The organism is Alkalibaculum bacchi, assembly GCF_003317055.1.
Classification (GTDB): Bacteria; Bacillota; Clostridia; order Eubacteriales; family Alkalibacteraceae; genus Alkalibaculum; species Alkalibaculum bacchi.
On sequence record NZ_QNRX01000023.1, the window covers coordinates 22,727 to 38,897 of the forward strand.

The following is a 16,171-nucleotide window of genomic DNA, read 5'->3' on the forward strand; positions in this document are numbered from 1 at the left end:
TTCAAAGGTTGGGGAATATAATTATGGAGAGAACGCAAATGGAATTGAAATATATTGTGGAATCACTTATCAATAAAGCCTCGGAGGGTAGCTATTGGGATTTTAAGCAAAACTGGTATAGCAACAACGCTGATTTACTTAAAGATATTATTTGTATGGCTAACAATACAACCATTGAAATGCAAGATGGATATATTATATTTGGGATTGAGGATGGTACATTTGATATTATTGGTGTTTCAGAAGATAATAACCGGAAAAACCAAGAAAATATTGTCGGATTTCTTAGTTCTCAAACTTGGTCGGGGGAGGAAATCCCTAGTGTAGATGTAAAAACTATAGAAATCAGTGGAAAAGAAATTGATGTGCTTATAGTTTACAACAGTGATGTCACGCCATATTATTTGTTGAATGATTATTCAAAAACCACTGATTATAGGAAGAATAAGACGGTTATCCGTGCAGGGGTGGTTTATAGTAGAGTTGGAGACAGAAATACAAGTTCAGCGGAGTGTGCTACTAAACAGGGCACCGAGTTTTTGTGGAAAAAACGATTTGGGTTGGTAGGATCAGATGTTTTTAAGGTTGTCAAGCGTTTGAAAAATGTAGAAAGTTGGTATTCTACTGATGATTACGATACATTTTACAATAGTGAATATGGTGATATTACAATTGAGCGAGATTATAATTATAACCTTGAAGTTAAAATAGGGGAGGGCATAGGAAATACAGATATTTGGGTGATGGATTTCCCATACTTATTTACTTATGTATTTAATTGGAATATGGGGGAAGAGGAAATAGGTATGAGAGCAAAATGGGATGTCTTTTTAAATGGTAGAAAGTTAAATATTTCACTTTATGGAGTCCAAGCTACAAGACAAACCTATTATCACATTGAGCCCAATACATACTGGAATAGAGAATTAGGAATCCATCTTAATAATACTAGCAATTCAATTAAGTACTATGCTTATATAAGAAATAGTGTTAAATTTCTTGCTTATAACCTCTTTTTTTCTAAGCAATGTTACGATGAGGATCAAATACTGTACAATAGAGCATTTACGGTTGTACCAGTATTTGAGAGCGAACAAGAACATAATGAATTTATGAGCTATGTTAATACGCACAAGGATGACTTTACTGCGGCTGTTGAGGTGCAAAGTATAGATGAAATGTTTCCTACTTATTCGAAAAATGTTACTACGGTTATCATTTACAAATTTGGGAAAACCTTAGTTCAATGGCTTGAACAATGGAGACAAAAGTAATATGTATAACAAATAGCGTTATAGCAACGATGAGAAATTTAACTAACTGCATCCAAACAATTAATGATGTGAAGAATCGCCAATAGTTTGGTATACAATTCTAAACTTATCAATGTAAGTGTATTCTAAACTGATGATTCTGATAAATTTTATTGAACAACCAATTTATATACAACTTATTAAAATTAGGAGTTACCATAGTGTAACTCTTTTTTCAGGCCTTAAAGGAGGTGTTTTTCATGGCAACAACCCGTTTGATTTCTATGCATCGAAACAAAGGAAAGTCTATTGCCAGCTGTCTTGCAGCCCGTACAAACTATGCAATAAACCCTGACAAAACTAATGATGGTGAATACATCAGCTCTTATGAATGTGACCCTAAAACAGTCCAAGGAGAGTTTTTATTATCCAAAAGAATATACTCCAATATTACAGGGAGAGAACAAGCAAATGATGTAATAGCTTATCAGATAAGGCAGTCCTTTAAGCCGGGAGAAGTTACACCAGAGCTTGCTAATAGAATTGGTTATGAATTAGGTATGAAATTTACTAAAGGCAACCATGCTTTTATTGTAGCTACTCACGTAGACAAGTCCCATATTCACAATCACATGATATATAATTCTATTTCTTTAGACTGTACAAAAAAGTTTAGGGATTTCTTAGGCTCAGGTAAAGCTGTACGAAAGATATCTGACCGTCTTTGCCTTGAAAATGGACTGTCTATTATAGAAAATCCAAAGCGTGGGAAAAACCATTATGGTAAGTGGCTCGGGGATAAAAAGCCTATTACTCATTCGGAAAAACTGCGAAACACTATAGATAAAATACTTTCAAAAACGCCTATAGATTTTGATACGTTCTTATTGCAAATGGAACAGGCAGGTTACTCTATTAAGCATGGAAAATATCTTTCTTTTAAAAATAAAGACCAAAAGAAATTTATCCGTTTACGTTCTCTTGGAGAAGGTTATACAGAGGAAGAAATCAAGGCTATAATTTGTGGAGAAAAGCCTATCGTTGATAGGAAAAAAGCAAAGGAAAATTCACAATCTCATGTCAATCTCTTGATAGATATACAGGCAAAATTACAAGCAGGAAAAGGTGGTGGCTACGAACGGTGGGCAAAGATTTTCAACCTGAAACAGATGGCACAGACTATCAATTTTTTAACGGAAAATAATCTACTCGCCTATGTAGATTTAGAAAAAAAGGCACAGGTTGCTACCGATAATTTCAATCAATTATCGACCCAAATTAAAGAAACAGAAAAGCGTATGACAGAGATAGGAAAGTTAAAAACTCATATCATCAACTATTCAAAAACTCGTGATATTTATACCGCTTATCGTAAGGCAGGATACTCTAAGAAATTCTATGAAGAACATACTGCGGATTTACTTTTACACAAAGCTGCAAAGGCTGCTTTTGATAAATTAGAGGGTAAGAAATTACCCACGGTAAAGGCTCTACAAACGGAATATTCTGGACTACTTTCTGAAAAGAAAAAGGCTTATGCAAAGTACCATTCTATAAAAAAAGAAATGAAAAATATACTGACTGCAAAGGCAAATGTTGAACGTCTTTTAGGTGAGAATATACCAGAGAAGGAAAAAGAAAAACACAAGGAAGAAAGGTAATTTTATCTATGATTTTTCAGCTCCCAAAGGGAGCGTAGCCACACAATTTATTGTGTGTTCAATGGGGATTGGGGATACTCCCCAACAAGCAGATTTGGCAGAAATTCCATAAGGGAATTTTATGCAAAATCGCAAGGTGTGTACCACCTTGCCCTGCTTGCCACAATTATTTCCAAATAGAACACAAAGGAAAAAGAACGGTTAATTTTCCGTTCTTTCGTCTGATTTGGCTTCTTTTATTCCTTTTGCAGTAGCAGTGATAATAACTAAATCTTTGCCGTCCATTTCATCAAGCAGACTATCAAGTTGCCTACGTTGTGATGATTTGTTTGCTTCTTTATCTGGAAAAAAGAATTGGTCTACCGATACATCCAAAATGGTGACAAGTTCATAAAAAATTTGTAAGCTTGGATGTTGCCCACTATTCTCAATAGATGCAATATATCGAGGTGCGATGTTCATTTTATCCGCTAATTGATTTCTTGACATTTCCTTCGAATTTCTTGCATCCTTTATTGCTTGACCTAAAGCTTTAAAATCGTACTTCTCGACTTTTCGTTTCATGATTTATTTCACCCTACTACATTTTACTGTTCATCTTTTTCATTGGATATGAGTACATATATCATATAGGTGATTAAAATAAGTCATATGTCTTTCTTGTAATTATTAGTTTAGTGGTTTAGTATTTTACAGCGATGGATACTCATACAATTATCGCAGTTTGATTTAGTGCTAGAAAAAAACGAGAATAATTAGAAAATTGTAGACAAAAGATTAGAATTACAAACGTATATATTTCAAAATAAAATGAGTAAAAAAAATAAAATGAGTAAAAAAACCTTGACCGAATTGGTTTATCGTGTTATCATACATATAAACCAATTCGGTTTATTAAATTTCAATGAGGAGGAAACTACTTGGAAAATTTTTTGAATTTACCTATGGAAAAGCAAAATTTAATTATTGATGCCGCATTAAAAACATTTGCAAAGCATGGATATAAAAAAACATCTATAAGTGATATAGCCAGTACTGCAGTAATTTCCAAAGCTATGGTATTCCATTATTTTGGAACAAAGAAAGAGCTATACCTATACTTGGTAAATACCTGTGTCGACAGTATTAGCACTGAAGTTGTCGAAAAATTTGATGACAGTATTACAGATTTATTTGATAGGATTTTGCATACTAACAAGCTTGAGCTTACTTTGATGGAAAAACATCCTAATATTCCTTCGTTTATTCAGAGTGCATATTTTGAAAATGATGATGAAGTTAAGGAAGAGATAAGAACTATTTTTTGCAAAGATGATGGCAAAACTATCGGAAAAAAAATAACTTTTGATGGCGCAGATTTTTCAAAATTTAAAGATGATATTGACCCAAAGCTTGTCATGAACATGATTGACTGGATTGCTGAGGGATACATGAGCAAAATTTCAGACGTGGAAGAGACTGATTATGATGAATTATATAGAGTGTTTGAAGAATGTCTGCAACTCTTTAAAAGGAATTTTTATAAGTGATTATAAAAAAAGAATGTTGAAAGGGGAAATATTATTATGACAAAAAATGTAATTGAAATCCAGAATCTCACAAAGCAATATGGCAAGCATAGAGGGATTGATAATGTTAGTTTTTCTGTTAAGGAAGGGGAAATTTTTGGTTTCATTGGTCCAAACGGCGCAGGGAAATCTACTACCATTCGTACTTTATTAGCTTTGATTCATCCAACATCAGGAAGTGCCACTATTTTCGGAAAGGATTGTATCAAGGAAGCCCCTGTTATTGCGCAGGATATAGGCTACCTGCCCTCTGAAACTTTTTTCTATGAAAATATGAAGGTGCGGGATTTGCTGAGCTATGCGGCGACATTATACAAAAAAGACTGTTCAAAGAGGATTGAGGAATTAACTTTTCGCCTTAACCTTGATGTCACCCGAAAAATCCGTGACTTATCGTTTGGAAATAAAAAGAAAGTAGGGATTGTTGCAGGGTTACTCCACTCGCCAAAGCTCTTGATGTTAGATGAACCGACAAGCGGTCTTGACCCTTTGATGCAACAGACATTCTTTGATATTCTACGCGAGGAAAATCAAAAGGGAGTAACCATATTGTTTTCTTCCCACATTTTGAGTGAAGTTCAAAAAATGTGTAATAGAATTGCAATTCTCAAAGATGGGAAAGTAATTAGTCTTGAGAACATTGAAACTATGCGCTCCAATGCCTACAAAAAAATAATTCTTCATATGACTGAAACAACTGAACTTCAGACGCTTGATATGGAGGGAGTGAGCAATTTTGAACAAAATGGGGCGCAAGTCAACTTTTTATTCAAAGGCGATGTAAACATTCTTCTTGACAGTCTCCGACAACATCAGATGCTTGACATTCTGATAGAAGAACCGTCACTCGAAGAGATATTCATGCACTACTACAAATAACGGGAGGTGAATTTTATGTGTGTGTTTCGATTTGAATTAAAGCAATACAAAACCTCAATTATAATATGGGCGTTGGTCTTATCGTTGGCGATTATGTTTATTCTTCCAATGTTCAGCGGAATTATGACGGAAGATAAATCGTCAGTCGTGAGTTCGCTTCAAGACAATCCTATGATGGATGCAATGGGGATTAGTGCGGAAAACTTTTTCAGCCCACTCGGAGTGTACGCTTTTTTGAGCAGCTTCCTAATGCTCGCCGCCAGTATTCATGCTATCAATCTCGGTCTGTCGATTATAACCAAAGAGCATATGCAAAATACCGCAGATTTCTTAATGACAAAGCCATATAGCAGGAAGCAGATATTTCTTTCAAAGATGGCAGCGGGTTTATGTGCGATATTCATTATAGCCATTGCATATTGCATTGGTGGATTTGTGGCAATGTTCATCGCAACAGGTGGTGGCTTTGATAATGCTATATTCGCACTTTTATCACTTGTATTTCCTCTTTTGCAAGTTCTTTTTCTACTGATTGGCGTTCTAATCGGCGTAATTATTTCAAGGGTTGGCTCTACATTACCGCTTGCGCTGGGGGCTGCTTTTGGACTTTATGTTACAGGGCTGTTTTCAAATGTCGTCAATAGTGATATTGCAAGGCGGTTTTCACCGTTCCGATATTTTAACAGCAACTATATTATGGAAAATACACAATACGAAAGCAGTTACTTGATATTATATATCGTATTGCTTGTAATTTCCATAGTAGCAAGCTATATGATTTACATGAAAAAAGATATAAAGATGGTACTTTAGAAAGGGGGTACAGATATGAAAGCAATTGTTTTCAGAGAGTTAAAGGCAAACCGAAAAGGCCTTTTTATGTGGATGTTTGGAATGCTGTTCATGGTGGCGATTGGAGCCGCAGAATACGGAACCGTTGTAGAAAATGCGGTGTCTATTATGCCGATGATGGACGCGCTGCCTCGCATTGTAAAAGTAATATTCGGCATGGATATTCTGCCCATAGATACACCCCTCGGTTACTATGTTTGTATGTACTTATGGTATAGCATGGTGGCTTTTGCTCATGCGATAGTGTTGGGGGCAACCATTATAGCAAAAGAAGAAAGGGACAGGACCGCGGAATTTATATATACAATGCCGTATTCGCGCAAAACCATTATCAGTGGAAAAATCATCGCAGCCGCAATTAATGTTCTATGTATGACAATTTTTACATTTTTGTGTATTATCCTTACATTGGTCTCTCAAATGAACGGCGAGAGTATCATGCCCGAAATTTTGACGACTATGATTGGTATGTTTTTTGCACAAATGTTATGCCTTGCTCTTGGATTGTTTTTTTCGTCTCTGTTCAATTATCACCGCACAGCAATGTCAATGGCGATTTCATTCTTTGCGTTGTCGTTTGTTTTAGCAACAGTTATTGAATTTGTAGGAAATATGGAGTTTTTGAATTTTCTGACCCCATTCCGATATTTCTTTGCTCCATATGTTGTGACAAATGGGATCAGTTCAGTATATCTACTACTAAGCCTATTCTTCGCTGCAGTTTTCGTTTTCCTCACCTATAAGCTATACAAAAAAAGAGATATACATTGCTAAATGAAATGGCTTTGACAAAAAAAGCTGAATGGATACTTTGTCCTGCTTGCCAAAACAAGACTCGGATTAAAGTTCACGAGGACACAGTATTGTTAAATTTCCCATTATTTTGCCCGAAATGCAAACATGAAACTTTAATTAATGTACAACAAATGAATATGTCAGTTATCAAAGAGCCAGACGCAAAGACGCAGAGCCGATAGTATGCAAGGTTAGAATTGCAGTTATCGGTTCTTTTTTGGCTCTACAATATAGCACCTAAACACAAAACCGTTGCCATACAACGATATTGCGTTTTGAGATGTTGCAGCGGTTTGAAACACTACATTTCGACTGCTGTTTTCCCTTTTTTAAAAATTGGTTTTCGGGGGGTCTATTAAATTTACCCTTTTTTAGGACACGGCGGTATCGAAGGAGGTATTGCCGTGTATATTTTTACTTACTATAGGGCATACAAATTCTATCCATTAAAAAAAGGCTATATCCCCCAACGAGATATTATTGCCATCTATATGAACACATACATCATTCAATAAACATAAACAGTTCCACTAATGCTCGACTGCATTTTCAGTCGGGCATTTTTGCGTTTGTTTTTAATTGTTTTCAAAAACTTTCTCAAAAGTTTGGCAGTTTTTCATTTCTCACCGTAATAGTGGTGAAAGGGGAAAAAGGAAGTCACCGCCCGAAAGGGGGTGAGAATGTGAAACCTAATAACCATGAGCAAGACAAGCAACACGCCTTTGATAGCTTTTGTAAAAAAGTATTGAAGCATGAAGCAAGGGATTATTACGATGAATTGAAGCGGCAACGTAGTCGAGAAACAACTTTTTCAGATTTGTCTACAAAGGAATTGGAACAGCTTTATACAGTGGATAAATACCTTGTTACTGAGCAGATTTTTAATGTTCTAGGGCTTGATATCATTGTTACAGATGATGCTATCATCGAGGCACTACAAAGTTTATCGGAGCATAAAAGAGATATTATCCTGCTTTCCTATTTTCTTGAATTGTCTGACCGAGAAATTGGGGACAAGCTAAATATGCTACGTTCTACTGTTCAGTATCAAAGGACACGAACCTTGCAACAGCTAAAAACCTTTATGGGAGGAGATATCTATGGGCAACAAGACAAGAAGTAATCATCTGCTTTCCTACCCTCTTATCGTATTGTGTCGGTTGAGGAATAGGAAGACAAATCTTTCACATCATTTTGAGTTCTTTTTCTATTAGCCTGCTTGTGCATTTTACTCTGAACAGTATTAGAATAATCAGTTTTATAAACGAAAGTTAGCTTATATGGATTAGCATTTTCGTCCTCATCAATCTCACCAACAATAACCTTATCTACAATACTTTCAAATACACAGCGATCAAATTCTGTTAAAACTTCATTCTTCTCAAGCACCTTTTTAAAGTGTTCAATTCTTTTTTCTAAGTCAATTTCTTCTTTAGACGACTTCTCCAACTGCTCTTTTTCACTTGACAGTTCCTCTAAAGTTGATTCTATCTCACCATATTTCATTTCATAGGTTGCTTTATCTATTATTTCTTCCAAACGCATATCAATCAACCTGTTGCGTTTCTGCTCTATGGCTTGGATTTCATTTTCAATCTTAGTCAGTCGTTTTTGAAAATCATTGCCACTTAAAACACTTTCCATTCTTTTTAGAAGTTCATCTAACACATCAGAATTATTATAGCATAACAATTTATATGATTCTACAAAAGCATCTTCAATAATCTTTTCTTCGATTGCTTTGCAAAGGGGACAATATTTTTTGCCTTTCTTTGTGGCGGTTACACACTGCCAGATTACTTTTTTATTTTTAGTACCACTGTGCCAGTTTCTACGAGACAAATTACTTCCACAAAAGGCACATTCTAACATACTACTAAAGGCATATTTTCTGCTGTATTTTTCACGCTTTCCGTTTTGAACGCCACGATGTTTAGCACCCCTTTTACTTAGAATTGCCTGTGCTTTATCAAATACTTCTTCACTGATAATAGGCTCATGATGGTCCTTTACATAGAATTGATCCTCTTCACCATGGTTATCTAGCCTTCTTTTTGAAATAGGGTCAACTGTAAAAGTTTTGCCTTGCAAAACATCACCTTTATATTTTTCATTTTTAATAATTCCTAAAACTCCTGTATCATGCCATTGACTGTTACCATATTTGGTTTTATATCCAAGCTTGGTTAACTCTTTTGCGATTACATAAGCACCAGCACCTTCTGTATACCGTTCAAATATATATCTCACAATCTCTGCTTCAGCTTCATTAATAGAAATGCTCTTATCAATAATATCATAATCATACCCCAAGCAGCTTGCAAAACCAACCAGTTCACCACGCTTCATTTTCATCTTTAAGCCTTTTTTAACATTGGCTGAAATATTCTCAACCTCCTGCTGTGCTACAGAACTTAATATGACAAGCAGTAATTCACCGTCCATTGTCATAGTATTAATGTTTTCTTCTTCAAAAAATACAGCAATATTTCTTTCTTTCAACATACGTACATATTTCAATGTATCCAAAGTATTTCTTGCAAATCTTGATATGGATTTAGTAATAACCATATCGATCTTTCCATCCATACAATCATTAATCATTCGCTGAAAATCTTCACGCTTTGTCACCTGTGTACCGGTTATAGCTTCATCAGCATAAATATCCACAAGTATCCAATCTTTACGACTATTTACTAAATCCTCATAATACATAACCTGAGATTTATAGCTGCTTAATTGTTCCTCTGAATCCGTACTAACCCTTGCATAAGGAGCAACACGTAAAATGTCCTCTAGCTTTCCAGCTGTACGTTCAGATATTTTTTTATTTGCTCTGATTACTTCAACTTCATGCATTATAACCTCCTCCTTTCAGATTTCATCATTACGGAATCAGTATAATAATTTATTGTCTAGATGACAATTATGTCAATTAAGATGTCAGGTCTGAAATAATACCATAATCATGCATAAGCTTATTTTTGATTAGTGTAAATTCTTTTTCTGTTATCAAAGCCAGAGACAATAATTGTCCCAACATGGCAATTTGCATACTATATCGAATCAATCTATCTTTCATGGAAATCCCCCTTTTATCTCCAGTACTTTTAAATTTACAGAATTAGGAGTAGGCTAATAATTTAATACGCATACAACTCGCATAAGCAAAAATACCACTAGCCTACATTTCATTTTTATATTAATTTAGATTTTTATTTAAAATATATCGTTTATTTTTAGTAAAGACGGACGGCTGTTGGCACAGCTCCACGGGAATTTAACCCTTTCGACGGTCTGCCGAAACCCTACCCATTGCCTGCGACGCTTTTAACGCTCGGACTGTGGCTATAGGGGAGTATCATTGTCCCATTTATATGTCATCGCCTACAAACTGCTATATTTGCATTGCGATCTGATATTGTTCGCTCACCCTAAATAGAAGTCATGGCGTATCAATCACTTGGCTCGATATAAATGGAATGTATCCGTTTTAACCTATACTGCAAAGCCGTTATCTGACCTGCTTTCTTTGTCAAGGAACATTTGTCTAATAACAAAACTGTTAATAGAAAATAGGGAAAGGGGAGCATATTTCCTATGTCAAGCTACGTTAAAAGTCAAGATTTTGGTAATTAGCTTAGTTTCTAATCTGCGTCGTAATGCTTCATCTACGCACAAATGCTGATTACCACTTTTATCGTAAAGCTGCCTCGTGGACAATGCAGCTATGTACCCTTCATAATGTTTCAGAACGGCATTGATAGCATCCACATCACCACTTGCAGCCACGTGGAGACGGTGGTATTGATGTCAAGGGTTGATAAGTGAGTGTGCGGAAAGTACACTAATACCGGGCTTTCAAGGTTTGAGAGAAAAAATTCGATGGGCGAAAATCATAAAAATATCGGTTCGTGGGAACAAGTCCAAAGGCATGATTTTGAACGCGACAGAGCAATTTAGATGTCGGTGTCTAGCGAGTGGCCAGTTTAGATAACATGTGTTTGCGAGTGATCGATTTAGATGTTTTTCGGGTTTTTTGAGGTTGCGTGAACAGGTTGGATGTTGGGTATATATTTTAATTTATGATTTATCTTTACACAGATAGTTGGAAGGAGTAAAAAAACATGAAAGATTTTCAAATGTTCTTGGATAGTATTCGTGAGCCGGATAATAGAGAGCGAATGGAAAACATCCTGAAATATGTTAAAGAGAAGTTTCGTCAATTGAAAGAAGAAATCAAATGGAATCAACCTATGTTTAGTGACCATGGAACTTTTATTATTGGTTTTAGCGTTGCTAAAGGGCATATAGCTGTGGCACCTGAAGCAGTAGTCATTAGTCTTTCTAAAAAGGAAATTGAGCAAGCTGGATATTCTCACACAAAGGAGCTGTTTAGAATCAAATGGACAGATCAAGTGGATTTTGATCTGTTACACAAACTTGTTAATTATAATATAGAGAACAAAAAAGATATGATAAAATTTTGGAGATAAAGGAGGCGTTTATATGGCAGAACTGAAGACCAAGCAGCACGACGGAGATGTTTTTGAATTCATTACAACCTTTGCGAATACCGAGCAAAAGCGTGTGGATAGTTTTGAAATTGTGAAGCTGATGCAAAAGGTTACAGGACATCCACCCAAAATGTGGGGTACTTCGATGATTGGATTTGGCAGCTATCATTATAAATCCGATCGTAGCAGACAAGTAGGAGATTGGCCATTAGTTGCATTTTCACCGCGCAAAGCAGCAATATCTTTATATGTATTTTCGGGGAACCCCGAGCATGAGTATTTGCTGAAAGACTTAGGAAAGTATACAATTGGGAAGGCTTGCATCTATGTTAAGAGGCTTTCAGACATCGACTTAGAAGCGCTTGAAAGGCTAATGAGTGCCACTATTGAATTTTTAGAAGATAAATACGGGCGAAATTAATAAAGACTCACTAGGGAAAGACTCACTAGGGACGTAGAATTTTGGGTCAAGTTTTTAAGCCACATCAGGTTGAAAGACTCGCCTGGGAAGGGGAAATTGCTTAGGGATGGGATGTTTTGGGCCCAATACCTTAAAATAAAAGAAGACGAAACTTCCGCTTGAAGTCTCATCCTTAATGTGGTTAATTTGCAAAAGAGAGTGGATTGACACTTGCGAATCTAAAAATCTGACTTGAAAAGTCCCGTCCCTCGCAAACCCCCTATTTAAGTGCTTTACCTAAGGATTTAAGTTTAAAACTATAGAAACATTATTGGAAACATTATTGGGACACTTCTCATTTTTTCACTACTTTTATCCTATCATACATTCAACAAAAATTACAATATCCTTTATAATTATCATTGCATATTATTATATTCTGTGAGAATCAACCCACCACTAACTAATTGTTCATTAAACAGGCAGTGACTTTGCCATGTTTTTTTTCATATAATAATATAGTTAAAGAACAAGCTCTCACTTAAGAAAGTTCATATTTCTCCTACCTCCTTGTAAAGCAGCAGGAGAATGTGCCAAAATGGTAGATTCTTGAGAACTGCTCCCTACTAGTTTTCTTCATGTAATATTTATTACTTGGAATCTCGCCTTCGTGGCGCACCGGTCCTGTCCCAAGCTTGCCAATTTTCTGTCAAAATCCAGTCAAAATACTAACTATTAATAATTTTCACATCATGGTAAAATATGACCAAGCTTTGATTCTAGAAAATAATCATAGTATATATTCAAGGGAGCTAACAAAAAGTGAAGAACAAGAGAAAAAAACAAGATGTGAATATTTGTGATATAGATGATGAAGATAGCGATGAATTTTTTTATTATATTGCAGGATATACATCTAACGGATTTGCTTATGGCATAACATGGGAGCAAGCAATAGAAGATGGGTTAATAGATCAAAAAGAATTAGATGATGATACTGAAGAATTACCCTTTTAGCAAAGGAAGGTGAGGGACTGTAGGTGAACATAAATAATTTTAAGACTCAAATAAACAAAACAATTTTAGATAGAGGATATGACTATTTTATTGTTGGCAATGTAGTTGAAATATGCAAACAAAGAGATAATGAATATATTTTTCAAGTTCAAGGAAATAATGATTATGAAGTTGTTATAAAGATAGATGATCAAGGAGAAATCCTATATTCAGAATGTGACTGCCCTTATGATTTTGGATCTATATGCAAACATGAAGTAGCTGCATATTTTGAGCTAATTGATATCGTAAATGGTAAAAATAATAATTTGAGCGTGAAAAAAGTCGTAACAAAACAACCAGAAATAAAAGAAGTGTTGAGCAATCTCTCCAAAGAAGATCTAATAAAAATAATAATAGACATGACCCAAAAGGATAGCACTTTAGAAAATAGCCTTATTATAAGGTACTCAAAAGTTGATAACGATCAAGAGCTTAAATTATGTAAAAAACATATAGAAGCTATTGTTAGCAAATATGCTGGTAGAGAAGATTTTATCCCATATGGAGATACCTACGACTATGTAGATGAAATGGAAGATCTATTAGAAAGATCAAGAAACACGGATGATATATTATTAGCTTTTGATATTGCATTTATGGTTCTCAATGAGGCTATTGAAGCTTTTCAATACGCAGATGATTCTAATGGAGCAATAGGTTATTTAGCATCAGAAACTATAGAATTAATAAAAGAAATAATAACTGATTGCGCTGATTTAGATATTTCTATAAGAGAAATGATATTTAATAAAGTGCTTGCACAAAGTGATAACAAGGCTTTTAATAGATGGGAAGATTATAAAATTGATCTCCTTAGATTATGTATTGAATTTGCAGATATAGAAGCTTTAAGAGAGCAATTTAAGAAGAAAATTGAATATATTATAAGCAAGAATTCCAGTAATGAATATAAAGAATATTACAATGAACAAATGTTGCAAATATTATTTCAAATAATAGATACTTATGGATGTGAAGAAGATGCCGTAGCGTTTATAAAAGAGAATACAAAATACACTTCTTTTAGAGAACTACTTATTAGTAAGTATATTAAAGAAAAGAACTATTCTAGGGTTGTAGAATTGACAATGGAAGGCGAAAAGCAAGATAAGCAATACACAGGCTTAGTATCAAAATGGAAGAAGATAAGATACAATGCCTATAAAAAGCTTTCTTTAAAGGAAGAACAGCAAAGATTATCAAAGGAATTACTCTTTGATGGAAATTTTGAATATTATAAAGAACTCAAAGAGCTAGTAACAGGCGACAAAAGAGCCTTTTATGATAACTTAAAGCAAGAATTAAAAGACAATAATCACTGGCCTATTAGTAAGATTTATCTAGAACTTATAGTACATGAAAACGACTTAGATGAAATAATAGAATATGTAAGAAAGTATCCGTGGAATATTGAAGAATACGCTAATATGCTAAAGGAAAAATTCAAGGACGAAGTAATTGACCTATATATAAAACATATAAAAAAGAAGGCAGATAACTCATCCAATAGAAAAGAATATCAGCGAGTCTGCCAAATTCTTAAGAGATATAAAAAGATAGCAGGAGTAAAAAAACAAGAAGAGTTAATTAACGAGCTAGCTACCATGTATAGAAGAAGACCAGCCTTTATAGATGAACTGAGTAAAACTTAATAGATGTGACCCATTAGTGACCCATTAGGGACGTGACCCATTAGGGACGTGAAATTTTGGGTCAAGTTATTGAGCGACTTCAGGCAAAAGTTTCACCTTGGAAGGGGAAATTGCTTAGGGATGGGATGTTTTGGGCCCAATACCTTAAAATAAAAGAAGACGAAACTTCCGCTTGAAGTCTCATCCTTAATGTGGTTAATTTGCAAATGAGAGTGGATCGACACTTGAGAATTTAAAAATCTGACTTGAAAAGTCCCGTCCCTCACAAATCCCGTTGTAATAAAGTGATCTATTATTTCGAATAACCTTTGTTTTTGTGTGACATTGTTGCAATTTATTGCTGAATGTATGATAAGATAAAACCAGTGAAAAAATGAGAAGTGTCCCTATTGGGTTTTAATCCTCTCTCTAAGCTATAATAATCATAAAGTAAGAGGCAGCCACGCATCTGCATGGCTACCTCTTACTTTATCTCTTGTTCTAAGTCTTTAAAAATATCGTCCTTAAAAAACTCTGTAATGGAAATATGCAATCCATCGCAGAGTTTTTTTACTGTGATAACAGACAGGTCCTTACGGGTATTGTCCATCATCGAATAGACAGTCGATGGTGTTACACCTGCACGAGTTGCAAGCTCGTTGTATTTAATTCCATTTTGCTGGCAAAGTTCCTTAAATCGCAAAACAATTGCTTCTTTAATCTGCATACTATCACCTCTACATAATTTTAGAATATTTTACATTTGCGAGTGTACGCACTTGCGTATTATTTGTAGTTATGATAAAATATACTCAAATGCGTAGAAGAGGTGATTAAATGAAAACCAAAACTTGTTGTGTGACAGGACATAGAGAGCTTGACCCATCAAAAATAGAGCCTATCAAGAAGGCTCTAAGAAATGCCATTATGGAAGCTATCAAAGATGGTTACACCCATTTCATCAGTGGTTTTGCTGAAGGTGTTGACCTATATTTTGCAGAAATTGTAGCTGAGTTAAAAGAAGAACACGACCTATTTCTTGAAGCTGCCATACTAAATCGCAATCGTGTCAAAACCAAAGATACAGAATTTCAACGCTTACTTACTCAGTGCAATGTAGTAGGAATACACGCAGAGGAGTATAGCCCTAGCTGTTACCTTGTACGTAATCGTTTTATGGTGCAGTCCTCAGACTTTATAATTGCTGTCTACGATGGTAGAGAGAAAGGTGGCACATTATCTACCATGCGGTATGCCCATGCTTTGGAAAAAGAAGTCAAAGTAATATCGGTATAAAAAAAAGAGCTTGACTATAAAAGTCAAGCTCTTTTTTGTTCCTATTTATATGATTTGCGCTTCTGATAATGCTGAGGTGAGCGTTTCTGAGGTAATAGGAGACGTTTTTCAACAAATTACAAATTTAAGACATTATTAGGCTATTTTAGTAGGGCACATGTAGGGTAGGCATTTGCGGAATAGGCAAATTATAATGTAAATATTTAGGATACTCGCGTATAAAGAATTTTTACAGAAAAATTTAGGTAGAAATCAGTTTT

At 35.0% G+C, this 16,171-nt stretch carries 18 protein-coding genes; 13 read left to right on the forward strand and 5 right to left on the reverse strand.

All coding sequences use genetic code 11. The annotated features are described in order from the left end of the window. Nucleotides 1-38 precede the first annotated feature (38 nt). Nucleotides 39-1,274: an ATP-binding protein gene (locus DES36_RS13280; protein WP_170128318.1), complete on the forward strand. Its 1,236-nt coding sequence runs from the start codon at nt 39-41 to the stop codon at nt 1,272-1,274. Nucleotides 1,275-1,513: 239 nt separating this feature from the next. Further along, on the forward strand, nt 1,514-2,914 hold the full coding sequence (locus DES36_RS13285) for a relaxase/mobilization nuclease domain-containing protein (protein ID WP_113921701.1): 1,401 nt from the start codon (nt 1,514-1,516) through the stop codon (nt 2,912-2,914). A 201-nt stretch (nt 2,915-3,115) separates the two neighbouring features. Here the strand turns inward: DES36_RS13285 and DES36_RS13290 are convergent, their stop codons facing one another. Next, nucleotides 3,116-3,481 (reverse strand): helix-turn-helix domain-containing protein, encoded by a 366-nt coding sequence (locus tag DES36_RS13290; RefSeq protein WP_479722705.1) that lies wholly within the window; start codon nt 3,479-3,481, stop codon nt 3,116-3,118. Between the two features lie 353 nt (nt 3,482-3,834). On the opposite strand from DES36_RS13290, the gene DES36_RS13295 reads away from it, so the two are divergent. The 6 genes from DES36_RS13295 to DES36_RS14950 all read left to right on the forward strand — a co-directional run bounded on the left by DES36_RS13295 (nt 3,835) and on the right by DES36_RS14950 (nt 8,131). Next, the gene (locus tag DES36_RS13295; RefSeq protein ID WP_113921703.1) at nt 3,835-4,443 is read left to right on the forward strand and encodes a TetR/AcrR family transcriptional regulator; all 609 of its coding nucleotides are present in this window, start codon (nt 3,835-3,837) and stop codon (nt 4,441-4,443) included. Between the two features lie 36 nt (nt 4,444-4,479). Beyond that, nucleotides 4,480-5,361: an ABC transporter ATP-binding protein gene (locus tag DES36_RS13300; protein ID WP_113921704.1), complete on the forward strand. Its 882-nt coding sequence runs from the start codon at nt 4,480-4,482 to the stop codon at nt 5,359-5,361. 15 nt (nt 5,362-5,376) lie between these two features. Continuing rightward, complete coding sequence (locus tag DES36_RS13305; protein ID WP_113921705.1) at nt 5,377-6,174, forward strand: ABC transporter permease subunit; 798 nt, start codon at nt 5,377-5,379, stop codon at nt 6,172-6,174. A 15-nt stretch (nt 6,175-6,189) separates the two neighbouring features. Then, the gene (locus DES36_RS13310; RefSeq protein ID WP_113921706.1) at nt 6,190-6,987 is read left to right on the forward strand and encodes an ABC transporter permease subunit; all 798 of its coding nucleotides are present in this window, start codon (nt 6,190-6,192) and stop codon (nt 6,985-6,987) included. A 5-nt stretch (nt 6,988-6,992) separates the two neighbouring features. After that, nucleotides 6,993-7,190 carry a cysteine-rich KTR domain-containing protein gene (locus DES36_RS13315; RefSeq protein WP_113921717.1) on the forward strand — a complete coding sequence of 66 codons (198 nt, stop codon included), beginning with the start codon at nt 6,993-6,995 and terminating at the stop codon, nt 7,188-7,190. A 500-nt stretch (nt 7,191-7,690) separates the two neighbouring features. Continuing rightward, the gene (locus DES36_RS14950; protein ID WP_170128319.1) at nt 7,691-8,131 is read left to right on the forward strand and encodes an RNA polymerase sigma factor; all 441 of its coding nucleotides are present in this window, start codon (nt 7,691-7,693) and stop codon (nt 8,129-8,131) included. Nucleotides 8,132-8,151: 20 nt separating this feature from the next. Here DES36_RS14950 and DES36_RS13325 read toward each other — a convergent pair whose 3' ends face one another. From DES36_RS13325 to DES36_RS13340, 3 genes are all read right to left on the reverse strand, one after another. Beyond that, entirely contained in the window at nt 8,152-9,867 is a 1,716-nt protein-coding gene (locus DES36_RS13325) for a recombinase family protein (protein WP_113921708.1), read from the reverse strand. A 76-nt stretch (nt 9,868-9,943) separates the two neighbouring features. Continuing rightward, nucleotides 9,944-10,090: a conjugal transfer protein gene (locus tag DES36_RS13330; protein WP_113921709.1), complete on the reverse strand. Its 147-nt coding sequence runs from the start codon at nt 10,088-10,090 to the stop codon at nt 9,944-9,946. A 521-nt stretch (nt 10,091-10,611) separates the two neighbouring features. Continuing rightward, nucleotides 10,612-10,800 carry a helix-turn-helix domain-containing protein gene (locus DES36_RS13340; protein WP_113921710.1) on the reverse strand — a complete coding sequence of 63 codons (189 nt, stop codon included), beginning with the start codon at nt 10,798-10,800 and terminating at the stop codon, nt 10,612-10,614. 335 nt (nt 10,801-11,135) lie between these two features. Here DES36_RS13340 and DES36_RS13345 point away from each other — a divergent pair, with 335 nt between their 5' ends. The 4 genes from DES36_RS13345 to DES36_RS13360 all read left to right on the forward strand — a co-directional run bounded on the left by DES36_RS13345 (nt 11,136) and on the right by DES36_RS13360 (nt 14,636). Further along, complete coding sequence (locus tag DES36_RS13345; protein ID WP_113921711.1) at nt 11,136-11,504, forward strand: iron chaperone; 369 nt, start codon at nt 11,136-11,138, stop codon at nt 11,502-11,504. A gap of 13 nt (nt 11,505-11,517) precedes the next feature. After that, entirely contained in the window at nt 11,518-11,946 is a 429-nt protein-coding gene (locus DES36_RS13350; RefSeq protein ID WP_113921712.1) for a DUF1801 domain-containing protein, read from the forward strand. An 801-nt stretch (nt 11,947-12,747) separates the two neighbouring features. Continuing rightward, nucleotides 12,748-12,942, forward strand: a complete 195-nt coding sequence (locus DES36_RS13355; protein ID WP_113921713.1) for a hypothetical protein — start codon at nt 12,748-12,750, stop codon at nt 12,940-12,942. A gap of 23 nt (nt 12,943-12,965) precedes the next feature. Then, complete coding sequence (locus DES36_RS13360; protein WP_113921714.1) at nt 12,966-14,636, forward strand: hypothetical protein; 1,671 nt, start codon at nt 12,966-12,968, stop codon at nt 14,634-14,636. 463 nt (nt 14,637-15,099) lie between these two features. Here the strand turns inward: DES36_RS13360 and DES36_RS13365 are convergent, their stop codons facing one another. Continuing rightward, on the reverse strand, nt 15,100-15,342 hold the full coding sequence (locus DES36_RS13365; protein WP_113921715.1) for a helix-turn-helix domain-containing protein: 243 nt from the start codon (nt 15,340-15,342) through the stop codon (nt 15,100-15,102). Nucleotides 15,343-15,473: 131 nt separating this feature from the next. On the opposite strand from DES36_RS13365, the gene DES36_RS13370 reads away from it, so the two are divergent. Beyond that, entirely contained in the window at nt 15,474-15,911 is a 438-nt protein-coding gene (locus DES36_RS13370) for an SLOG family protein (protein ID WP_242981776.1), read from the forward strand. Nucleotides 15,912-16,171 lie beyond the last annotated feature (260 nt).